A 20,804-nucleotide genomic window follows, 5' to 3' on the forward strand; every position below is an offset into this window, starting at 1 on the left:
TGAAGCCGGGGCGGTTGCCGAAGAAAGTGAACCCGAGACGGTAGCCCCGGCGGGAACGGCGTGGGGCGGTGGATTAGTCGGCGGACGCACCGCGGTACGCGTAGATCGACGCGGACAGGACGGCCAGGACGCCCACCGCCACCGGCACTGGCGTGGAGAACGGCGTCACGAACTCCAGGAGAACCGCACCCGTCGACGCCAGCGACACGGCGGCTGCGGCGGCGAGCACAGCGACGCCGCGCCAGGCGTCGTGCACGTTCAGCCACGCACTGACGATGATCCTCATGCCGTTCCGTGTCAGCTGAAGTCGCACGTGTGGAAGGCAAGTAGGGCTGTGCGGGCTTGCGCAGGCGTCATCCCGTACGTCACGCCGACGCTCGCTGCGTCCTCGGCGTCTGCGGACAGTTCGGTGACAACGATCTCCAGTGCCGAGCCGAACTCCGGCGGTGGGGGCGTGTCCGCGTACAGCTGCGGGCAGTGCCATGGTGTGACGACAGACCAGGCGACGTCTACCAGAGGAATGTCGTCGGAGCCGAACAGGTCTGGGCGCAGGTCGAGCCGACCCCGCCCATCCCGGGACGATGTCGCGACCTCGTGCGGTCGTCGTTCAACGTAGACGTTTGTCAGTACAACGCTTATCCCCAGGCGACTGGCCTCGTCGTGGATCCGCACGACACCTGCGCTCAGGCTCGGAAGGAATCGCCGGTGCTCCGGGTAGACGCAGACGCTGACGCGAGCCTGCTGACAAACCGACGCGGAAACCTGAACATCGTCGAACTTCAGATACTTGGGCGGGGAGACCAGTGCCGCACCGACCAGCACCGCAACGAGCACCAATGCAGAGCGACGCAACACGGCAGCGGTGGTGAGGTGCGCCGCGGCGATCAGACCCAGGACGCTCAGCAGCGCTGCCGCCTGGATGGCCAGGTAGGTCAGCGAGTACTGAAGACCCAGCAGACTTGCTGTCGCGGATCCGCTGCCCAGCAGGGCGACGGCCTGTTCATTCCGGGCGAGCATCCAGAACGCCACGACAGCCAACGCTGCGGCCAGTGGGCCACCCAGTGCTGGGCGGACCACCCGTCCGACGGACGTGCCAAGAAGGGCGTACAGCGCCAAGACGAGGACCTGCACGGCGAGCATCGCCACGCCGGGGCCCTTCGGCACGTGAGCCGCGGTCCCGGTCGTCATCAGAAACGCGGCGGCGACCACGGCGTACGCGATTGCGATACCAGCCACGCCGACCGCCCACGTTCTCAGAAACTGCCGGCCCGGGCGCGGCAGACCCTCGGGCTGCGGCAGCTGCGTGCGCCGGCGGGCGAGTCCAGCGTCGACAGCGAAGACCCCGGCGAGCAGCGGCCCCAGGATGGGAAAGACGGAGCCGATCCAGTCGACGGTCCAGTTCCATTCGCCGCGCCAGGGCATCCCGCGGTCAAAGAAGTTGATCGACTCGAGGATCACCACGAGAACGAACCCGTACACAGCGACGTGCATACGGGCCAAAGCGCCGGCCAACAGTCTCATGCTCACTCTCCGGACCACATCGCCGAGATCGCGTGCTCTAGCTGTGACGCGCCTTCGCCGCCTTCCACCTCCGTCGATATAAGCTGATCATCCGCGTAAGCGGTGCAGGAAATGTAGGCGCGCACGAGGGGGCCGCGCACCCCCGATCCCGCAATCGCGGCAGAGGCGGTGGCATTCGCAGTAACGGGTAGTGCGTTTACCGCCGAAGCATTCAGAACAAAAAGGGTCGCAAGATCATCAGCCGTCGTCACCCTGCGGAAGGTCACAAGTTGGCAACGGGACACGGAGTTCGCCGGAGCGAAAGCGCGAAACGGCATCCATAAATAACTGAGCGTGTTGCCGGTTGAGCACGCCGACATGGGTAACCCGACGCGCCTACCTGCAACCTCGCGCCCGTCCCGCCCAACTGCCCCGGCCCACTTCGGACCGGACGGTCGCCCTCAGTGATGAACGCAGGCGAGCGCGAACCCTGTTGGTGCAGAACGGTGCCGCACGCCTTCGGCGATAACGGTCCGTTACCCCCCAACAGCTGCATATCCACCCACTGCACTTATATGGATAGGCCCTGGCGGAACGACACACCCACTCCTCAGTGGTGCCACTGACTTCCGCAGGCTTTCCGAGGCGATCTTGTCGCGGTGCCCGGCGAGGGGAAACGCTTGGTGCCGAAAGATCAGCCCTGGTCGCTCAACTGCGGTCGGCTACGAAAACGCCGACGCCTTCGAGTGTCTCGGTCAGCCCGGTCGCGCGGAGGATCATCATGGCCTTGCCGACTACCGTGTCCGAGACGCCGTAGTCCTTGCAGAGTTGCGAGCGGCTGGGCAGCTTCGTCCCTGGGGCCCACTCGCCCGACTCGATCTTTGCTCGCAGGGCGTCTGCGAGCACCTGGTATTGCTGCTTGGGCATACACACTTCCCGGCCTGGGGCGGTCGGCTCCGGGCGTATGTGCCGGAGTCGATGTCGACATCGTGCATCCGGATGGCCACGACGGTCAGTCCGCACCCCGACCCGGACGCGTGGCCGAGGCGCACGCGAAGCTGCTCGGCGCGTGCGGGCGGCCCTCTCCAGCCCCGACTTGGATCCTTGTTGGCTGCTACGACTCCGACGTCTTCGCGTTGCTCGTGACGTAGACGCCTTTGCCCTGGTGGCCTTCGAGTAGGCCCTCGGATTGCAGGATCAACAGGGCAGAGCGCACCGGCTCGGCGGAGACGCCGTAGTGCGTCGTCAGCTCGCGCAGGGATGGAAGCTTGGCTCCGGGGCCAAGCTCGCCGGACGCGATCTTGTCGCGGATATCCTGCGCGATCCGCTGGCGATCTGAGATGCGAGGCATGGGGGACTCCTGGTAGGCCCCAAGATCTTCCCACGCTCGGTCGGCAGCGGTCCAGGTCGACGCGGTTCCGCCTACCGCTCGGCCACGTACGCGCCGTTGCGGCCGTGGCAGGTGCGGCAGCGGCGGTTCGCCCTCACCCGGTTCGGTCGGCGCGGGCTGGATCCGGCGGAGGTGGGGGATTTCCTGGAGCGGGTCGCCGCCGACCTGGAAGGGCTGTATGTCGAGCTGGCCCGTACCCATGAGCAGAACCTGCGGATCAAGGACGCGCTGCGACGGTGGCAGTCGCAGCAGGCACCGTCGATGCGGGAGGCGGCCGGCGGATGAGTGACCAGCCGGGGCGGTACGTGATGCATGTCCCGTTCACCGCGTCGGACCTGGTCGCGGCGAAGGCGTTCGCTCGGGCGGCGGGCCGCTCGCTGTCGTACCTGCCGGAGCTGGATCCGGGGGAGACCACCGTCTCGCTGGAGGACGCCCAGGGCGTACGCCATCGGGTTTTCTGCGATCGACGGCTCGGCGCCGGTCGGCGGTGCGTGCTCCCGATCGGCCATGCCCTCGCGTGCGCCCCGGCGCCCGGCACGTGACGGGGGACCGTCACTCACCCAGCCGGGTCGATGCAGGTGGGGGCGACTGTCTTCATCGGTCCGGCGGCGGCCGCACCTGTAGCGGGCGATGACGCGACCGCAGGGGTGCCCTAGGCTCGGCGGGGTGGAGCGAAGCCAGAACGCCCCGGCGATCGGCCGGCCAACGTCGACCACCAGCCCTCATGCCGGCCCCCGCACGGCCGCGGTCTGGGCGGTGCTGCGCCGCGAACTCGACCGGCTCGGCGACCGCGCCCTCACCGTGCTCGACGTCGGCGGCGGCACCGGCGGGTTCGCGGTGCCGTTGGCCGAGGCCGGGCACCGGGTGACGGTCGTCGACGCCAGCCCGGACGCGCTCGCCGCGCTGACCCGCCGCGCCGCCGAGGCCGGGGTCGCCGACCGGGTGCGCGCCGTGCAGGGTGACGGCGACGCGCTCGCCGGGCTCGTCGAGCCGTCCAGCGCCGACCTGGTGCTCTGCCACGCCGTGCTCGAGGTGGTCGACGATCCGGCCGAGGTGGTGGGGGCGGTCGCCACCGCGCTGCGGCCGGGCGGCGCGGCCAGCGTCCTGGTCGCCGGCCGGGCCGCCGCGGTGCTCAGCCGGGCCATGAACGGCCACCTCGATCTCGCCGCGACGATCCTCGCCGACCCGGAAGGCTGCGCGGGGCCGCGCGACACGCTGCGCCGGCGCTACGACGCCGAGGGCGCCGCGGCGCTGCTGCGCGCCGCCGGGCTCGAGGTGGAGCAGATCCACGGGGTACGCGTGCTGGCCGACCTGATCCCCGCGGTGGTCGCCGACGCCGATCCCGCGGCGCTGCTGGAGCTGGAGCTGACCGCCGCGGCGCACCCGCCCTACCGGGACATGGCCGCGCAGCTGCACCTCTTCGCCCGCCGCCCGGCGTCGTGACGCTGCCCGGAACCGGGCCGTTCGATCCGGTCCGGCCCCGCTACGGCGCGGCGAGCCTGGCCGACGTGCTGCCCAGCGCGCTCGCCGCGCTCGGCGTGCCCGGCGCGGTGGACGCGCTCGGGCTGGCCGGCGAGCTGGCCGGAGTACGCCGCATCGCGGTGCTGCTCGTCGACGGGCTCGGCTGGCACCAGCTCCCGGTCGCGGCCCCGTACGCCCCGACCCTGGCCGAGCTGACCCCCGGCGCCCGGCAGCTGACCAGCGGGTTCCCCTCGACCACCCCGACCAGCCTGGTGAGCCTCGGCGCCGGCGCGCCGCCCGGCGCGCACGGGGTCCTCGGGTTCCGGGTCAACGTGCCCGGCACCGACCGGGTGCTCACGCACATCGCCTGGGGTGACGACCCGCAACCGGCCCGGTGGCAGCCGGTGCCGACGCAGCTGGAGCGGGCCCGGGCGGCCGGCGTCGCGGTGACCGCGGTGACCCGCCCCGAGTACGAGGGCAGCGGCCTGACGGTGGCCGCCAACCGTGGCGGCGCATTCCGGGGCGCGACCGGAGTGGACGCCCTCGCCGCGGAGATGCTCGCCGCGTTGTGCCACGGCGACGGGCCGACGCTGGTCTCCGGCTACCACCCCGACCTGGACCGGGAGGGGCACGCCGCCGGTGTGGACTCGGTGTCGTGGCGGGCCGCGGCCTCCGATGTGGACCGGTTGCTGGCCCGGCTGCGCGACGGGCTGCCGGCCGACGGGGCGCTGCTGGTCACCGCCGATCACGGGCAGCTCAACGTGCCGGCCGAGGACCGGTTCGACCTCGACGCCGACCCGCGGCTGCGCAACGGTGTACGCGTGGTGGCCGGGGAGGCGCGGGTGCGCTACCTGCACACCGTGCCGGGCGCGGTCGACGACGTGATCGCCGTCTGGCGGGGTGTGCTCGGCGATGCGGCCTGGGTGGCGAGCCGGGAGGAGGCGGTGGCGGCCGGCTGGTTCGGGCCGGTGCCGGAGGCGCACCTGGGTCGGGTCGGTGACGTGGTGGTGGCCTGCCACGGCTCGTCGGTGGTGCTGGCCACCCGCAGCGACCATCCGGCGGAGGCGAAGCTGGTCGCGTACCACGGCTCCTACACCGCCGCGGAGATGATGATCCCGCTGTTCGTGCTCCGCCGGTAGCGGCGTCACCAGGGGAAATGTCGTACCCGCGGGCTAGTCTCGCGGGCATGGGTCGGAGTTCTGCGGTGCCGCGCGGTGGCGATCCGCGCTTCGGCGCGGACGCCGACGACACCGACTGCCCGATCCTGCACGTGGACATGGACGCGTTCTTCGCCTCGGTCGAGGTGCGGCGTCGGCCGGAGTTGCGCGGCCGCCCGGTCGTGGTCGGGGGCGTCGGCCCGCGTGGCGTGGTCAGCTCCGCCAGCTACGAGGCCCGGGCCTACGGCGTGCGCAGCGCGATGCCGACGATGCGGGCCCGTGCTCTCTGCCCGGGGGCGGTCTTCCTGCCGCCCGACTTCGCGCAATACTCGGCGGCCTCCCGCGCGGTGATGCAGATCTTCCGCGACGTCACCCCGCTGGTCGAGCCGCTCTCGCTGGACGAGGCGTTCCTCGACGTCGCCGGCGCGCGCCGGCTGCTCGGGCGGCCGGCGCGGATCGCGCGGATGATCCGCCAGCGGATCTTCGAGGAGCAGCGGCTCACCTGCTCGGTCGGGGTCGGGCCGTCGAAGTTCGTGGCGAAGCTCGGCTCCAGCCGGGCCAAGCCCGACGGGCTGCTCGTCGTCCCCGCGGACCGGGTGCTGGAGTTCCTGCATCCGCTGCCGGTCGGCGCGCTCTGGGGGGTGGGGGAGCGGGCGGCGGAGAAGCTGCACCGGCTCGGCCTGTCGACCGTCGGCGACGTCGCGGCGGCGCCGATCGGCATGCTGCGCGGTGCGCTCGGCGAGGCCGCGGCGGCGCACCTGCACGAGCTGTCGCGGGGGCGCGACCCGCGGCGGGTGAACCCGGAGCAGGCCGAGAAGTCCATCGGCGCCGAGGTGACGTTCGACGACGACGTGGTGGACCCGGTGGCGCTGCGGCGGGCGATGCTGTCGCTCGCGCAGAAGGTCGGGGCGCGGCTGCGCGCCGCGGGGCACGCGGGGCGCACCGTGTCGATCAAGGTGCGGCTCGCCGACTTCCGCACCGTCAACCGCTCCCGCACCGTGGACGGGGCGACGGACGTGGCGCGGGAGATCTTCGAGACGTCCTGGGCGCTGTTCACGGCGTTGCAGCCCGGGGCGCGCGCGCCCGGTGGGGCCACCGAGCCGATCCGGTTGGTGGGCGTACGGGTCGAGGGGCTGGCGCCAGCGGGCACGCTGCCGCGGCAGCTCGCGCTCGGCGCGCCCGAGCACGGGTGGCGGGAAGCGGAGGCCGCGGCCGACGCCGCCGCGGCGCGTTTCGGGCGATCGGTCGTGCGTCCGGCTAGTCTGTTGGGGGGCGATGACCTGCGCCGGACGGAAAATCGGCCCCGGCCGGGGGTCGACCCGCTTTCCGACCCGCGAACCCCCTCGTAGACTTGCGGTTAAGCAGCCGATCGGCTGCCACGGTCTGCCGGTCCGACCGCGCCGGCCAACGTGACCGGGGAGGAGTGCCGTGCCGCTCTCGGAGCACGAGCAGCGGCTGTTCGAGCAGATCGAACGGTCGCTTGCCGAGGACCCCAAATTCGCCTCGGCTGTGCGCGCCAGCGACCCGCGTTTCCACGCGCGGCGTCGCCTGCTCGTCGCTGCCGCTGTCGGCGTCGCGGGACTTGTCCTGCTCGTCTACGGGGTGGCGAGCAAGACGTCGTTGCTGGGAGTCGCCGGCTTCGTCGTCATGCTCAGCGCCGCCGCGTTCGCGATGCACTCGCACCGCCGCGCCCAGCAGCCCGACCTGCGCGTCGTCGGCGGCACCGCCACCCGCCGCACCCGTGGCGGCGGCCGCAAGATGTCGTTCGTCGACCGCCTCGAGGAGCGCTGGCGCCAGCGCCCCGAAGGCCACCGCTAACGCCCAAGATCCGCGTGATGCCGGCAAGATCCGCGTGATCAGGGACGGTGACCGGGACACGCCCGGGACTCACCGAAGTTTCTCCCTGATCACGCGGATCTTTCGGGTCAGCGCGAGGCGCGGTTGGCGAGGAGGCGGCGGGGGCTCCAGCGGACGAGGGCGTTGCGGTAGCGGCCTAGGGCCGCGACGGCGCTGGCGAAGCGGTCCAGGGTGCGGGAGCGCCACCGCAGCATGACCGAGGGGGGCAGGACCGCGGCCGTCCATCGGGTACGGCGGTCGGCGCCGGCCGCGACCGCCCGGCGCACCGTGCGCAGCGCCTCCGGCAACGCCGCGGCCTGGACCGGGTCCCGCGCGTAGCGGGCACGCTCCTCGGCCCGCCCGAGCAGCCGGAGCGCCTCCGCCGACTCGTCGCGCACCCGTTCCGCCCCGACGAGCCGGTCGGCCGTCGCCCGCGGCGTCTCCGTCGGATCGACCGGCACCCGGTAGTCGACCAGAGTGTCGATCAACTCGTCCCACGCCGCGTGCGCGTCGCTCCGGGCCCGGTCCGCGTCCGCGCCCGTCACCACGACCCACGCCGCGCCCGGCGGCGCGTCCGCCACAGCGCCGGCGACGCCCGGTGGCGCGACCGACGCCGCGGCGACGCGGGCGGCGCGTCGACGCCGCACCAGCGACCGGTGCAGCGCCGGGACGGCCAGCAGCGCGAGCGTCAGCAGGACTCCCGCGGCCGTCCACCATGGCCAGGTCGGACCGCTCGGCGCGGCGGGACCGCCCGGGATGGCGAGACCGTCGTCGACGTCGCGCGCCGGGTCGTCCGCGCCGGTCGGCCCGGCGGAGGGGTCGGCGCCCGTCGGCGCGCCCGGTGCCGCCGAGGGGACGACCGGCTCCGGACGGTCGGTGTCGGGCGCCCACGCCGTCCGGGTGGAGCCGGGCACGCTCGCCGCCGGCGTGGCGTCGAACGGCACCCAGCCGAAGCCGTTGAAGTACACCTCGGTCCAGGCGTGCAGGTTCCGGTTGGTCATGACCATCGCGCCGTCCTGCTGCACCGTGCCGTTGGTGAAGCCGAAGGCGACCCGGGCGGGGATGTCGGCCGCCCGCACGAGCCACGCCATCGCGGCGGCGTACTGCTGACAGAAGCCGACCTTGGTGTTCAGGAAGTCGACGATGTCCCGGCCGCTGGTGCCGCCCTCCGTGCGCAGGCTGTAGGAGAACCCGTTGTCGCGGGAGAAGTAGTCGTAGATCGCTCGAACCCGGTCGTATTCCGTCCGCTTATCGGCGGTTAGCCGCTGGACCAGCCGACTCACCACCGGTTCGACCGGTGTCCCCGTGAACTGCTTCCGCATCGGGTCGTTCTCCGCGAGCGGCAGCGCCCGGCGCAGCGCCGCCGGGGAGTAGGAGGTGCGGACGAAGTCGAACGAGAAGCTGCGGTCGCGGTTGCGGCCGCGGTCGGTGAAGACGATCTGCGCGTCCCGGTCGTAGAACCATCGTCCGTCGAGGTCGCGCGCTCCGGTCGGCACCGGGAAGACCGGCAGCATCGGCATGTCGAAGTCGCGCGAGACCTGCACCGTGGCCTCGTACCTCTCGTTGCTCACCCCGGGCCCCTTCGGCGAGCGGGGCTCCACGACGTCCCGCATCGGGATCCCGTTCGGTGGGCGGCTGGCGAACCCGTCGCGTTGCAGCGTGTCGGCCACCCCGAAGCGCAGGTACGCCGGCTGCGGGTCGCTCGTGGTGACCGTGACCAGCTCCCGCACCTCCGACTGGTTGAGTTGGCCGCTCAGCGCCGCGAACAGGTTCACCCGGCCGTTGCCGGTGCCCCGGCCCGACCCGCCCGCCCTGTCCGTCCCGGAGGCGAACGTGTCGAAGAGCCCGCTGGTCATGCCCGGCACGGCGACCGGCAGCAGGATGGCCAGCACGACGCCGACCACCGACAGCCGCCGTCCCGCCGCGGCGAGCGGCGAGGCCTCCCAGACGTCGACGTCGCGCCCGTCGCCGGTGAACCGCCGCCCGAAGCGGCGCACCCGGTCGACGTTGTCGGCCACCAGCAGCCAGAGGAACCCGAGCGCGCCGATGACGAACGGCACCGGCGAGACGCTGTCGACGTAGACCGCCACCGGCACCGAGTAGATGGCGAGCATCGGCAGCCCGGCCAGCGCCGGACGCCCCAGCCCGACGCTGAGCAGGTCGACGAGGATCGCGACCGCGCCCACCCCCATGACGGTGATGAACAGCAGCGGATCCAGGTCCGGCACGGGCACGCCGTACGCGCGCACGTCCTGCGCGGACTGCGTCATCAGCGCGCTGAAGTGCCCGAACGTCTGCGGTGACGGCACCGCCACCAGATACTCCTGGCCGCTGGGGAACAGCCAGGTCAACGTGAGCAGCAGCCCGCCGATCATCCCGAGCAGCTGCGCCCAGAGCGGGGCGCGCAGCGCCCGCGCCAGCGTCGCCGCGCCGGTGACCAGCGCGATCGCGATCGTGCACTGCAGCAGCCAGGTCCAGCGCTCGAAGATGGCCGACAGCGGCGTGGCGGCGAGCAGCGTCGCCAGGCCGGCGACCACCCCGAGGTGACGGCGTCGGGTCATCGCACACCCCCGGCCACCGTCTCGGCCATCGCGGCCCGCCACGCGAAGCCCTGGAAGCCCCGCCCCACCTGCGGCCACAACGCCGGCAGGTCGCTGCCGTGCGTGACGCCGACGACCCGCCAACCGCTGTTGAGCAGCGCGAGCGCGGCGGCGCCGTGCGCGCGGTCCGCCTCGGTGCGGGCGCCGGGCGGCAGGGTGAGCCACGCGGAGCTGTCGATGAGGAAGCCGACGCAGGTCGTGCCGTTGATCCGCAGGCCGGCCAGGAGCTCGGCCTCCGCGCTGGTCAGCGCGCCCAGCACGGCGATCACCAGGCCGCCGTCGGTCTGCCGGCGTACGCCGTCGACGAGCGCGGCGATGTCGGTGCGCTGCGCCGGGCGGACATCGGCGAGCCGGTCGAGCAGGACGCCGTCGCCGCCGGCGTCGACCGGGCCGGTGTCGACGGTGGCGTCGGTGACCAGGCGCAGCTTGTAGCCGGCCCGGTGCAGGTGCACGGAGATGCTGGCGACGGCCGAGACCGCCCACTCGAAGCTCGCCGTCGGACCCTCGCCCCGGTGGGCGTACCCGCGGGTGTCCAGCACAACCGTCGCGCGGCTCTCCCAGGGCTGCTCCTCGCGCCGCACCATCAGCTCGCCGGTGCGGGCCGTCGACTTCCAGTGCACCCGGCGCAGGTCGTCGCCGCGCCGGTACTCCCGGGTCGCGGCGTCGTCCTCGCCGTGCACCGCCACCGATCGGGCGCGGCTCTCGCCGCTGCCGGCGTACTCGCCGCCGAGCGGGACCGTGGGCAGCGGGACCACCTGCGGTACCACGGTGAGCCGGTCGACGCTGGGGAAGGCGCGGGTCAGCTCGCAGAAGCCGAACGGGTCGGTCAGCCGGACGACCAGGGGGCCGATCTCGTACCGGCCGCGCACGTCGGCGCGGACCGTGTACGCGACCGAGCTGGCCTGCTGGGCGCCGAGCCGCTCCAGCACCACGCGGGGCCGGCTGCCCAGCGCGTAGGGGAGCCGGTCCTCCAGCAGCAGGGTGCCGGTGGGCAGCCGGGACAGGTTCTGCAGCCGCAGCACCACGCGGGCGCTGGTGCCGACCGGGACCCGGTGCGGCTCCAGCGAACGGCTGCAGGCGAGCCGGTACCGGCTGCGCCCCACGTACGCGACCGCCAGCAGCGGCAGCACCGCGAGCAGGAACGCGACCCGCAGCAGGTCCTTCTCGCCGAGGACGACCGCCGAGATCCCGGCCGCGACGGCGGAGGCCAGGAAGGACCGTCCCCGGATGGTCAGGCCGCGCAGCGCCTCGCGCACGGTCACCCCCTCCGCGGCTCGTGCGGGGTGAACCCGTGGCCGTTGCCGTTGTAGGGCGGCGGGTCGTACGGGGCGCGCTGCCGGTCGTGCGGCAGCGGGAGCCGGTGCACCAGCTCCGCGATGATCGCGTCGGTGGTGCGGCGGGCGAGCTGGGCGTCGGCGGTGGGGATGACCCGGTGCGCCAGCACCGGAACGGCGAGCACCTGCAGGTCGTCGGGGAGGACGTAGTCGCGTCCCTCGAGCGCGGCGACGGCGCGGGCGGTGCGCAGCAGCTGCAGGGTGGACCGGGGCGACGCGCCCAGCCGCAGGTCGGGGGTCTCCCGGGTGGCGGTGACGAGGTCGACGGCGTACTGCTTGACCGGGTCGGAGACGTGTACGTCGCGTACCGTGCCGATCAGCCGGCGGACGGTGGCGGCGTCGGCGACCGGCGGCAGCGCCTGCAGCGGGTCGCTCGCCCCGTGCACGTCGAGCATGGCGAGCTCGGCGGCCGGGTCGGGATAGCCCATCGCGATCCGCGCGGTGAACCGGTCGCGCTGCGCCTCGGGCAGCGGGTAGGTGCCCTCCATCTCGATCGGGTTCTGCGTGGCGATCACCATGAACGGCGTGCGCAGCTCGTACGTCGTGCCGTCGACGGTGACCTGACGTTCCTCCATGCACTCCAGCAGCGCGGACTGCGTCTTCGGGGAGGCCCGGTTGATCTCGTCGCCGACGACGAGGTTCGCGAAGACGGCCCCGGGCTTGAACTCGAAGTCGTGCGTCTCCTGGTTGTAGACGCTGACCCCGGTGACGTCGCTGGGCAGCAGGTCGGGGGTGAACTGGATGCGCCGTACCGAACAGTCGATCGACCGCGCGAGCGCCTTGGCCAGCTTCGTCTTGCCCACGCCCGGAACGTCCTCGATGAGCAGATGCCCCTCGGCGAGCAGCACGGCGAGCGCGAGCCGAACGGTGGCGGTCTTGCCCTCGATGACCTGTTCGATATTGGCGACGATGGCGTCGCTGGCGGCGCGGAACTCGTCGCTCGACATCGGTGCGCCCAGGTCGTCCCAGGTTTCCTGTGTCACGGGCCTCCTCCTCATCCTGCTGCGGCTGCCTACCTATACGTGTCCGTGCATGCCGCAGTTCGCGGATTTTGGCCGTGCTTTGGGCCCGGACCACCCGCATCCCCCAGGCTAGCCAAGGTGCGATGTTTAGCCGAGGGAGTCTCGGGTGCCGGCGGTGTCCGTTACGGCACGGCGGGTGCGACACGGGGTCACCGGCGGGTTAGACTGCCGTCATGGCCAGGGCCTTCCTGCTTCTTAGTTGGCCGTGCTGACAGTCCCGGCAGCTCCACCGGCCGGACGGCAGCACGGCGACCCCTCCTGCGGAGGGGCTTTTTTATGCCCTCCGCGCCCTTATGCCCGCCGCGCCGCGCCGGCGGGCGGACCGACCCGGGCCCTGGACCTTACGACGCGAGGTGGCGACCATGACTGAGACAGCCGAGACGACGGCGGACATCCCGCCCTTCCGGTACACGGCCACCCTGGCCGGCGAGATCGAGGCGCGCTGGCAGCAGCGCTGGGACGAGCGGGGCACGTTCCACGCGCCGAACCCGGCCGGCCCGCTGGCCGACCCGGCGCACCCGCGGTTCAACGCCGAGAAGCTCTACCTGATGGACATGTTCCCGTATCCGTCCGGCGCCGGCCTGCACGTCGGCCACCCCCTGGGCTTCATCGGCACCGACTGCTTCGGCCGCTACCAGCGGATGGCGGGCCGCAACGTCCTGCACACGATGGGCTTCGACTCGTTCGGCCTGCCGGCGGAGCAGTACGCCGTGCAGACCGGGCAGCACCCGCGCACCACGACCGAGCAGAACATCGAGCGCTACCGGCAGCAGCTGCGGATGCTGGGCCTGGGGCACGACCAACGCCGGTCGGTGGCGACCACCGACGTGGAGTTCTACCGCTGGACCCAGTGGATCTTCCTGCAGATCTTCAACTCCTGGTACGACACCGACGCGGGCCGGGCGCGGCCGATCGCGGAGCTGATCGCGGAGTTCGCCAGCGGGCAGCGGGGCACGCCGGACGGCCGCGCCTGGGCGGAGCTGTCGGAGGTGGAGCGGCGCGGCATCGTCGACGACTACCGGCTGGCCTACATCTCCGAGGCGCCCGTCAACTGGTGCCCCGGGCTGGGGACGGTGCTGGCCAACGAGGAGATCACCGCCGACGGGCGCTCGGAGCGGGGTAACTTCCCGGTCTTCAAGCGCAACCTGCGGCAGTGGATGATGCGGATCACCGCGTACGGCGACCGGCTGCTGGCCGACCTGGACCTGCTGGACTGGCCCGAGCCGATCAAGCTGATGCAGCGCAACTGGATCGGCCGCTCCTCGGGCGCGCACATCAGCTTTCCGACCGAGGCCGGCGCGATCCGGGTCTTCACCACCCGCCCGGACACGCTGTTCGGTGCGACGTACATGGTGCTGGCGCCGGAGCACGAGCTGGTCGACGCGATGATCCCGGCCGCCTGGCCGGAGGGGACCCGGCCGGCCTGGACCGGCGGGCACGCCACCCCGCGCGAGGCCGTCGAGGCGTACCGCAAGTTCGCGGCCGGCAAGACCGACGTGGAGCGGCAGGCCGAGGCGAAGGAGAAGACCGGCGTCTTCGTCGGCGCCTTCGCCACCAACCCGGTCAACGGCGCCCGCCTGCCGGTCTTCATCGCCGACTACGTGCTGGCCGGGTACGGCACCGGGGCGATCATGGCGGTGCCGGGCCAGGACGAGCGTGACTGGGCGTTCGCGGAGGTCTTCGACCTGCCGGTGATCCGTACGGTGCAGCCGCCGGAGGGCTTCGACGGCAAGGCGTACACCGGCGAGGGTCCGGCGGTCAACAGCGGGTTCCTGGACGGGCTGGACATCGCCGAGGCGAAGGCGCGGATCATCGAGTGGCTGGAGTCCAACGGCCACGGCACCGGCGCGGTGACGTACCGGCTGCGGGACTGGCTGTTCAGCCGGCAGCGTTACTGGGGCGAGCCGTTCCCGATCGTGTACGACTCCACCGGTCTGCCGATCGCGCTGCCGGAGGAGATGCTGCCGCTGGAGCTGCCGGAGGTCGCGGACTTCTCGCCGAAGACGTTCGATCCGGAGGACGCCGACAGCTCGCCGGAGACCCCGCTGTCGCGGAACCGCGAGTGGGTGGAGGTGGAGCTGGACCTGGGTGACGGCCCGAAGCGCTACACCCGGGAGACCAACACGATGCCGCAGTGGGCGGGCTCGTGCTGGTACGAGCTGCGCTACCTGGACCCGACCAACGCGCAGACGTTCGCCGACCGCGCGAACGAGGAGTACTGGCTGGGACCGCGCACCCCGACCGACGCCGGCGGCGCCGACCTGTACGTCGGCGGCGTCGAGCACGCGGTGCTGCACCTGCTGTACGCGCGCTTCTGGCACAAGGTGCTGTACGACCTGGGCCACGTGTCGAGCAAGGAGCCGTTCCGGCGCCTGTTCAACCAGGGCTACATCCAGGCGTACGCCTACACCGACCCGCGCGGCGCGTACGTGCCCGCCGAGGAGGTCGTCGAGCGCGACGGCCGGTTCTTCCGCGGCGAGACCGAGGTGAACCGCGAGTACGGCAAGATGGGCAAGTCACTGCGGAACGTGGTCACGCCGGACGAGATGTGCGCAGCGTACGGGGCGGACACCTTCCGGGTCTACGAGATGTCGATGGGTCCGCTGGAGGTCTCCCGCCCGTGGGAGACGCGGGCGGTCGTCGGCTCGTACCGGTTCCTGCAGCGGGTGTGGCGCGCGATGATCGACGAGCACACCGGCGAGCTGCGGGTGGTGGACGCCCCGGCGGACGAGAAGACGCGGCGGCTGCTGCACCGGGTGATCGACGGGGTGCGCGGCGACATGGACGCGCTGCGCTTCAACACCGCGATCGCCAAGTTGATCGAGCTGACCAACGGGCTGACCCAGCTGTCGGCGACCCCGCGTGAGGTGGCCGAGCCGCTGGTGCTGATGCTGGCGCCGTTCGCTCCGCACGTCGCGGAGGAGCTGTGGCAGCGGCTGGGGCATGCCGATTCGCTGGCGTACGCGGACTTCCCGGTGGCCGACCCGGCGCTGCTGCGCGCCGAGTCCGTCACCTATCCGGTGCAGGTCAACGGCAAGGTCCGGGGCCGGGTGGAGGTCCCCGCGGACGCCACCGAGGCGCAGGTCCGCGAGGCCGCCCTGGCCGCCGTCGCCGACCAGCTGGCCGGCCGCGACCCCCGCAAGGTCATCGTCATCCCCGCCCGGATGGTCAGCGTCGTCCTCTGAAACTCCGCCGATCTTGCAGTTGTGGCCCGGAAATAACGGGTGAACCCGAGCATATGAAGGGCCACAACTGCAAGATCGCGGGGATCAGTGGGGGCCGGGGCGGGCTGTCAGGCGCCAGTGGAGGGTGGCGGCGGTGCTGATGAGGGCGCCTAGGGCGGCGGGGAGGAACGTGAGCAGGTCGAGGTGGCCGGGGCGGACCGCCGCGGCCCCGATAGCGGCGTAGCTGAACGCGGACGGGGTGGCCCCGAGCAGCGTGCCGATCAGGTAGTGCCGGGCGCGCACCGATGTCGCGCCGTACGCGTAGCCGACCAGCCCGAACGGCGCGACCGGCAGCAGCCGGACCACGACCACGGCGAGCACCCCGCGCCGGGCGAGCCAGTTGTCGACCCGGGCGAGCCGGCCGCCGGCGCTTGCGGCCAGGCGGCCGTGTCCGGCCCAGCGCCCGGCGACGAACGTGACGACCCCGGCGAGCACGGCCGCGAGCAGCGCATAGACGCCGCCGGCGAGCGCGCCGAAGAGGGCGCCGCTGCCGAGTGAGATCGCGGTGCGGGGCACCAGGGCGGCCAGCAGCACCGCCCCGACGGTCACGGCGACGACCGGACCGGCCGGCCCGACCGTCGCCACCGCCGAGCCGAGCCGCTCCAGGGGGAGCAGCGCGGCGACGAGCGCGAGCGCCGCGACCGCCAGTCCCAGCACCGCCGGTCGGATCAGCCCCCGGGCCCGGTGGGGCCGCCGGGCCGGCGGGGTGGGGGAGGGCGAGGTGGTGCCGACCGTCACGCGGCGCGCGTCGCGGCGAGCCGTTCGGCCCGGAGCCGGTCGGACCAGGTGTCGTCGAGCGGGGGCAGCGCGCTCGTGCCGGTCGCCCAGCGCAGCAGCAGGTCGGCCAGGGCGGGGTTGCGGGCCAGCGCGGGACCGTGCGAGTACGTCCCGAGCAGCTTGCCCCGCCAGGCCCCCTCGGTGGCGCCGTCGTTGCCGATGCCGGTCGTGACCCGGGCCAGCGGCGCGGCGTCGGGCCCGAGGTGGGTGCGCCCGCCGTGGTTCTCGAAGCCGGTCAGCGGCGGCAGGCCGAGCCGCGGGTCGATCTCGCCGGCGAGCTCGCCGACGGCGCGGGACGGCCCGCGGTCGGAGTGCAGGTCGAGCAGCTGCAGGCCGGCGCAGGTGGTGCCCTTGGCGACGAACGAGCTGCCCAGCAGCTGGTAACCGGCGCAGACGGCGAACACCACGGAGCCCTGGGCGACGGCGCGGTGCAGGCCCCCGTCCGCGATCAGCCGCTGCGCGGCGAGCGCCTGCGGGCCGTCCTCGCCGCCGCCGAGGAGGTAGATGTCGGCGGTGGTGGGCAGCGGCTGGTCGGAGCGGACCTCGATCAGCTCGACCGGCATTCCGCGCTGCTGCGCGCGCCGGCCGAGGATCAGCATGTTCCCGCGGTCGCCGTAGGTGGAGAGCAGGTCCGGGTAGATCCAGACGATGCGCAGCGCGCTCGTCGTGCCCGCGGGGACCGGCTCGCCGTACGGCGATGTGCGGTAGGGGCCCTCGCCGTGCGGCGACACGGAGTAGGGGTCCTGCGCCATGGAATAGGGGTCAGTTGACACGGTCCAACTCCGCTCGGATGTCCTGGAACGCCGTGTAGTTGGCGATCACCTCAAGCCGGCCGACCGGCACCGCCGCGACCGCCTCGGTGAACGTCCGCACGTGCTGGAACGGCACGCCGTTGACGTCCAGCCGGACCGCCAGGTCGTACGCGCGGTCACCGGTGATCAGCACCTGCCGGCCGCGCAGCGGGGCGAAGTCGACGTCGAAGAGCCAGGAGGTGTCCAGCCCGTCGGGGTCCCGGGCGTTGATGGAGAGCAGCGTGGGCGCCTCGTCGGCCATGTCGAACGCCTCCAGCCAGCTGGCGGGGTTCTTGGCGAGCAGCAGCCGGATGTTGCGGCCGTCGCGTACGACCTGAGCGTACCGGCCGGCGACCGAGGCGACCCCGCCGAGCCGCGAGACCGCGTCGGTCGGTCGGACGCCGAACTGCGCGGCCACCGCGAGCGCCGTCGCGGCGTTGCCGAGGTTGACCCGGCCGGGGAGCTGCAGCACGATCTTGTGCCACGCGCCCGTCGGGTCGACGACGCCGTCGTCCTCGACCACCCACTGGGCCTCCGGGCGGCGCAGCGGGCAGCCGGTGCACCACCACTGCTCGTCGGCGCGTTCGATCGGGGACCCGCACTCGGGGCAGACCCAGGAGTCGTCGTGCCAGCGTTGACCGGCGCTGAACCAGGTGACCGCGGTGTGGTCGACGGTCGCCCAGACCACCATCGGGTCGTCGGCGTTCGCGACCACGTGCACGTCGGGGTGCTTGACCAGCGCGGCGCGCCACAGCTGCGCCATCATGGCGACTTCCTTGGCGCGGTCGAGCTGGTCGCGGGAGAGGTTCAGCAGCGCGACCACCCGGGGCTCGGTCGCCTCGAGCACCTGCGGCAGGTAGTGCTCGTCGACCTCCAGCACGGCGTACGGGGTGGTGCCGGCCTTGGCCAGCGCGGAGGTGTGCCCGGTCGGCATGTTGGCGCCGAAGGAGTTGGTCGCGACCGGCCCGAGCACGCCGACGGCGGCGGTGGTCAGCCGCGTCGTGGTGGTCTTGCCGTTGGTGCCCGACACCAGAGCGATGGCGCGGCCGGTCGACAGATGGGCGAGCAGGTCGGGGTCGATCTTGAGGCCGATCCAGCCGCCGATCACCGAACCGTCGCCGCGTCCGGCGGCGCGGGACAGCGCCGCGGCGGTACGCGACACGGAGCTGGCCACCTTCGCCCGCAGGGGCATCTTCGCGTCCGTCACGCGACGAGGTTACCGGACCGGGTGCGCAGGAAATCGGCGTGCGCCGCGCTGCCGCGCGATGGGAGGGGGACGCGGCGGTGGGGCTCCGTGGTGATGCCGGCCGATCGGTGGGTTGTCGACGGTACGAACCGGCTGAGCTGCGGGGACCGCGCGGGGGAGATCGACCGGTCGGGCACCGCCGGGCGCGGAAAAGTTCTGTGCCAAAGGTCACCGGCCATCGTCACGTCCTGATGCGACGGTCGCACGCTCCGTCGCGATTTATCGGATGACTAGTAACCAATCGGACAAAAGCCGCCAGGTGAACTTCGTTCCGGACATTGTTCGTCACACTGCGTATAAGGCGTGATCGGCTAGAACGGTAGGACCGGTGCGCAACCGCGCACCGGATGTGACCGCCGGTGTACGCCGAACCCTGCCCGCACCGAGGTCACAGCACTGCGATGAATCGCAGGGCATCCAGGGCAGGGATGGGGGAACCATCTCCGGCCGACGCCGACCGCCCCCGCGGTCCACGGCGCGGCCTCGGGGTGAAGCCGCGTACGCGCGGCCGGGCGACCTTTCGCGTCCGAACCCGACAGCTCACCTCGCAGGCGTGCCCGAAGGGATTTCTACCCGTGCATCATCACGCTTCCATCCGGAGTCGACGCCGCACCGGCAAGGCCAGCCTCGCGCTCACCCTCGGCGCCTGCCTGTGCGCCGGCCAGCTGGTGGCCGCCCCGGCTGCCACAGCGGCCCCCGCTGCCGCGGCCGCCCCGGTCGCCGCGGCCGCGCCGTCGCTGTCGGTCGCGCCGCGGATGCAGGTGACACCGAACGCCCGGACCGTCGCGTGGGGACGGAACGTGTCCCTGCTCGCCCGGTTCTCCGATCCGCGCACCGGTCAGCCCGTCCGCGGCGGCACGGCCACGCTGCAGGTCCACGCGGGCTCGCGCTGGTCCAACGGCAAGACCATCCGGCTGGACCACCGCGGAGAGGCCCGCTACGCCCACCGCGTCGTCGCCACCACCACGTACCGGGTCGTCTTCAACGGCCTCGCCCCCGTCTACAAGGCCGGGCCGTCGCCAACCGTCAAGGTCGCCGTGCGCGACCGCGCGGCGCAGGTGATCAGCGAGGCGCGGAGGTTGAGCGGCAAGCCGTACCGCTATGGCGCGGCCGGCCCGAACGCCTTCGACTGCTCCGGCCTGACCCAGTACGTCTTCCGCAGGACGGTGGGGCGCACGTTGCCGCACGACGCGAACGCCCAGCAGCGCTACGGGCAGGCGGTGTCGAAGTCGCAGAAGCGCCCCGGCGACCTTCTCGTCTTCCTCGACGGCAACCGCGGCTACCACGTCGCGATCTATGCGGGCGGCAACTACATGTACGACGCGCCGCGACCGGGCCAGACGGTCGGCAAGCGCACGATCTGGAGCAACCGGTACGTGGTGCGCCGGCTCGCCGTCTGAGGCGACGCCGGGGCGGACCCGGTTCGGCCCGCGGGGCGCGACGTGGTGGACACGTCGCGCCCCGCGCGCGTTTCCGCCGGGTGCGAGGAGCGGACGGTTCGGGCTCGCGTTTTCCCTCCACTTTCCTCCCCGCGGTGCTTTCCGGGCGGCCCGATCACCCCGAATTCCCCGATTCCGGGGCTAAGCCGTGGCGCTCGCCACTCCAGTTGATCATTGTCGGAAAGCGGACCGCCCGCGACGCGTTCACTCCCTCCACTTCACGCCACCCCATTTGACGTGCAGTTTTGCAACTCATCTGCACCCGCTATCGCCGCGAATCCGGTTGCAGGTGGAGGGAAGTGGAGTAGAGTGGAGCGCATTGGCGGGGCCGGGAGGGTCCGCCGGCCCAAGGGGGGAGCGGGGTCGCGAACACCGCTCGGGGGCGAGGGGGTGGGACGTGTTTCTCGGCACGCACACTCCGCGTCTCGACGACAAGGGTCGGTTGATCCTTCCGGCGAAGTTCCGGGACGAGTTGGCGGGAGGTGTCGTGATCACAAAAGGGCAGGAGCGCTGCCTGTATGTCTTTCCGACACCGGAATTCCAGCGGATCGCGGATCAGTTGCGCGAGCAACCGATGACACACAAGGCGGCTCGGGCGTACAGCCGGGTGTTTTTCGCCAGCGCGCACGACGAGATACCGGACAAGCAGGGGCGGGTCACCATTCCGTCCCACCTGCGCGAATACGCGGGACTGAGTCGGGAACTCGTGGTGATCGGTGCGAGCAGCCGGGTGGAGATCTGGGACAAGCAGTCCTGGGAGACCTACCTCGCGGAGAGCGAAGACGACTTCGCCGACATCGAGGAGGGGGTGCTGCCCGGCGGACTGTAGGGCGTGGGAATGCCGAGTTCTCCCTGATGGCAGGCGTTGCCGGAGGGGACGTGGCTTTCGCGAAGAGCCACTTCGGCGCCGACCGCCCGACGTACTGCGAGATCTCCACCCGCTCCCGCACCTGGCGCCTCTTCCCCGGCGCCAAGCGCGGATACCGGTGCCGGCCATCGCGGTCGGTGTGGTGAGAGCGGATGGGGA

21 protein-coding genes and 1 riboswitch are annotated in these 20,804 nt (G+C 72.4%); of the genes, 10 read left to right on the forward strand and 11 right to left on the reverse strand.

Annotated features, from left to right (window positions below; translation table 11 throughout):
• Positions 1-73: 73 nt before the first annotated feature.
• The 5 genes from BLW47_RS15795 to BLW47_RS15810 all read right to left on the reverse strand — a co-directional run bounded on the left by BLW47_RS15795 (position 74) and on the right by BLW47_RS15810 (position 2,851).
• Positions 74-286: a hypothetical protein gene (locus tag BLW47_RS15795; RefSeq protein ID WP_091557309.1), complete on the reverse strand. Its 213-nt coding sequence runs from the start codon at positions 284-286 to the stop codon at positions 74-76.
• Positions 287-297: 11 nt separating this feature from the next.
• On the reverse strand, positions 298-1,521 hold the full coding sequence (locus BLW47_RS15800; protein WP_139307318.1) for a hypothetical protein: 1,224 nt from the start codon (positions 1,519-1,521) through the stop codon (positions 298-300).
• A gap of 2 nt (positions 1,522-1,523) precedes the next feature.
• Positions 1,524-1,772 (reverse strand): hypothetical protein, encoded by a 249-nt coding sequence (locus BLW47_RS24765; RefSeq protein ID WP_139307319.1) that lies wholly within the window; start codon positions 1,770-1,772, stop codon positions 1,524-1,526.
• Between the two features lie 436 nt (positions 1,773-2,208).
• Positions 2,209-2,427, reverse strand: coding sequence for a winged helix-turn-helix domain-containing protein (locus BLW47_RS15805; RefSeq protein WP_091557316.1), 219 nt, complete (start codon positions 2,425-2,427; stop codon positions 2,209-2,211).
• A 187-nt stretch (positions 2,428-2,614) separates the two neighbouring features.
• Positions 2,615-2,851, reverse strand: a complete 237-nt coding sequence (locus BLW47_RS15810) for a winged helix-turn-helix domain-containing protein (protein WP_091557319.1) — start codon at positions 2,849-2,851, stop codon at positions 2,615-2,617.
• Positions 2,852-2,875: 24 nt separating this feature from the next.
• On the opposite strand from BLW47_RS15810, the gene BLW47_RS15815 reads away from it, so the two are divergent.
• From BLW47_RS15815 to BLW47_RS15840, 6 genes are all read left to right on the forward strand, one after another.
• Entirely contained in the window at positions 2,876-3,175 is a 300-nt protein-coding gene (locus tag BLW47_RS15815) for a DivIVA domain-containing protein (protein ID WP_091557322.1), read from the forward strand.
• Complete coding sequence (locus BLW47_RS15820) at positions 3,172-3,432, forward strand: hypothetical protein (protein WP_091557326.1); 261 nt, start codon at positions 3,172-3,174, stop codon at positions 3,430-3,432. The genes BLW47_RS15815 and BLW47_RS15820 overlap by 4 nt, the downstream gene beginning before the upstream one ends.
• Positions 3,433-3,583: 151 nt before the next feature.
• Positions 3,584-4,333, forward strand: coding sequence for a methyltransferase domain-containing protein (locus tag BLW47_RS15825; RefSeq protein ID WP_245736702.1), 750 nt, complete (start codon positions 3,584-3,586; stop codon positions 4,331-4,333).
• Positions 4,330-5,490 (forward strand): alkaline phosphatase family protein, encoded by a 1,161-nt coding sequence (locus tag BLW47_RS15830; protein WP_091557333.1) that lies wholly within the window; start codon positions 4,330-4,332, stop codon positions 5,488-5,490. The genes BLW47_RS15825 and BLW47_RS15830 overlap by 4 nt, the downstream gene beginning before the upstream one ends.
• A 47-nt stretch (positions 5,491-5,537) precedes the next feature.
• A complete protein-coding gene (locus BLW47_RS15835) occupies positions 5,538-6,857 on the forward strand; it encodes a DNA polymerase IV (RefSeq protein WP_091557337.1) in 1,320 nt (439 codons plus the stop codon).
• A gap of 79 nt (positions 6,858-6,936) precedes the next feature.
• Positions 6,937-7,326: a DUF3040 domain-containing protein gene (locus BLW47_RS15840; RefSeq protein ID WP_091557341.1), complete on the forward strand. Its 390-nt coding sequence runs from the start codon at positions 6,937-6,939 to the stop codon at positions 7,324-7,326.
• 107 nt (positions 7,327-7,433) lie between these two features.
• On the opposite strand, the gene BLW47_RS15845 is transcribed toward BLW47_RS15840, so the two are convergent.
• From BLW47_RS15845 to BLW47_RS15855, 3 genes are read right to left on the reverse strand one after another with little or no spacing between them, the layout of a single operon-like run.
• The gene (locus BLW47_RS15845) at positions 7,434-9,905 is read right to left on the reverse strand and encodes a transglutaminase TgpA family protein (RefSeq protein WP_091557345.1); all 2,472 of its coding nucleotides are present in this window, start codon (positions 9,903-9,905) and stop codon (positions 7,434-7,436) included.
• Positions 9,902-11,200 carry a DUF58 domain-containing protein gene (locus tag BLW47_RS15850; protein ID WP_091558156.1) on the reverse strand — a complete coding sequence of 433 codons (1,299 nt, stop codon included), beginning with the start codon at positions 11,198-11,200 and terminating at the stop codon, positions 9,902-9,904. Before BLW47_RS15850 ends, BLW47_RS15845 begins: the two co-directional genes overlap by 4 nt.
• A 2-nt stretch (positions 11,201-11,202) precedes the next feature.
• Positions 11,203-12,261: an AAA family ATPase gene (locus tag BLW47_RS15855; RefSeq protein WP_091557347.1), complete on the reverse strand. Its 1,059-nt coding sequence runs from the start codon at positions 12,259-12,261 to the stop codon at positions 11,203-11,205.
• A gap of 401 nt (positions 12,262-12,662) precedes the next feature.
• On the opposite strand from BLW47_RS15855, the gene leuS reads away from it, so the two are divergent.
• Entirely contained in the window at positions 12,663-15,485 is a 2,823-nt protein-coding gene (gene leuS, locus BLW47_RS15860; RefSeq protein WP_091558159.1) for a leucine--tRNA ligase, read from the forward strand.
• An 84-nt stretch (positions 15,486-15,569) separates the two neighbouring features.
• On the opposite strand, the gene BLW47_RS15865 is transcribed toward leuS, so the two are convergent.
• From BLW47_RS15865 to BLW47_RS15875, 3 genes are read right to left on the reverse strand one after another with little or no spacing between them, the layout of a single operon-like run.
• On the reverse strand, positions 15,570-16,262 hold the full coding sequence (locus BLW47_RS15865; protein ID WP_091557350.1) for a TVP38/TMEM64 family protein: 693 nt from the start codon (positions 16,260-16,262) through the stop codon (positions 15,570-15,572).
• Positions 16,259-17,074, reverse strand: coding sequence for a type 1 glutamine amidotransferase (locus BLW47_RS15870; RefSeq protein ID WP_245736683.1), 816 nt, complete (start codon positions 17,072-17,074; stop codon positions 16,259-16,261). Before BLW47_RS15870 ends, BLW47_RS15865 begins: the two co-directional genes overlap by 4 nt.
• On the reverse strand, positions 17,064-18,284 hold the full coding sequence (locus BLW47_RS15875) for a MurT ligase domain-containing protein (protein WP_091558163.1): 1,221 nt from the start codon (positions 18,282-18,284) through the stop codon (positions 17,064-17,066). Before BLW47_RS15875 ends, BLW47_RS15870 begins: the two co-directional genes overlap by 11 nt.
• 451 nt (positions 18,285-18,735) lie before the next feature.
• Positions 18,736-18,907: riboswitch (cyclic di-AMP (ydaO/yuaA leader) on the forward strand.
• Between the two features lie 6 nt (positions 18,908-18,913).
• Here BLW47_RS15875 and BLW47_RS15885 point away from each other — a divergent pair.
• The 3 genes from BLW47_RS15885 to BLW47_RS25815 all read left to right on the forward strand — a co-directional run bounded on the left by BLW47_RS15885 (position 18,914) and on the right by BLW47_RS25815 (position 20,791).
• A complete protein-coding gene (locus BLW47_RS15885) occupies positions 18,914-19,738 on the forward strand; it encodes a C40 family peptidase (RefSeq protein ID WP_175543655.1) in 825 nt (274 codons plus the stop codon).
• A 436-nt stretch (positions 19,739-20,174) separates the two neighbouring features.
• Entirely contained in the window at positions 20,175-20,606 is a 432-nt protein-coding gene (mraZ, locus tag BLW47_RS15890; protein WP_091557366.1) for a division/cell wall cluster transcriptional repressor MraZ, read from the forward strand.
• 50 nt (positions 20,607-20,656) lie between these two features.
• Entirely contained in the window at positions 20,657-20,791 is a 135-nt protein-coding gene (locus BLW47_RS25815; RefSeq protein WP_281247279.1) for a hypothetical protein, read from the forward strand.
• Positions 20,792-20,804: the final 13 nt, after the last annotated feature.

Origin of the sequence: Micromonospora pattaloongensis, from assembly GCF_900107255.1 — a bacterium.
GTDB lineage: Bacteria > Actinomycetota > Actinomycetes > Mycobacteriales > Micromonosporaceae > Micromonospora_I > Micromonospora_I pattaloongensis.

Excerpts from the sequence above, each read along its gene's own strand:
- BLW47_RS15810 (WP_091557319.1), bottom strand. The coding sequence starts at position 2,851 with ATGCCTCGCATCTCAGATCGCCAGCGGATCGCGCAGGATATCCGCGAC.
- BLW47_RS15835 (WP_091557337.1), top strand. The coding sequence starts at position 5,538 with ATGGGTCGGAGTTCTGCGGTGCCGCGCGGTGGCGATCCGCGCTTCGGC.
- leuS (WP_091558159.1), top strand. The coding sequence starts at position 12,663 with ATGACTGAGACAGCCGAGACGACGGCGGACATCCCGCCCTTCCGGTAC.
- BLW47_RS15805 (WP_091557316.1), bottom strand. The coding sequence starts at position 2,427 with ATGCCCAAGCAGCAATACCAGGTGCTCGCAGACGCCCTGCGAGCAAAG.
- BLW47_RS15845 (WP_091557345.1), bottom strand. The coding sequence starts at position 9,905 with ATGACCCGACGCCGTCACCTCGGGGTGGTCGCCGGCCTGGCGACGCTG.
- BLW47_RS15875 (WP_091558163.1), bottom strand. The coding sequence starts at position 18,284 with ATGCCCCTGCGGGCGAAGGTGGCCAGCTCCGTGTCGCGTACCGCCGCG.
- BLW47_RS15800 (WP_139307318.1), bottom strand. The coding sequence starts at position 1,521 with ATGAGACTGTTGGCCGGCGCTTTGGCCCGTATGCACGTCGCTGTGTAC.
- BLW47_RS15795 (WP_091557309.1), bottom strand. The coding sequence starts at position 286 with ATGAGGATCATCGTCAGTGCGTGGCTGAACGTGCACGACGCCTGGCGC.
- BLW47_RS15820 (WP_091557326.1), top strand. The coding sequence starts at position 3,172 with ATGAGTGACCAGCCGGGGCGGTACGTGATGCATGTCCCGTTCACCGCG.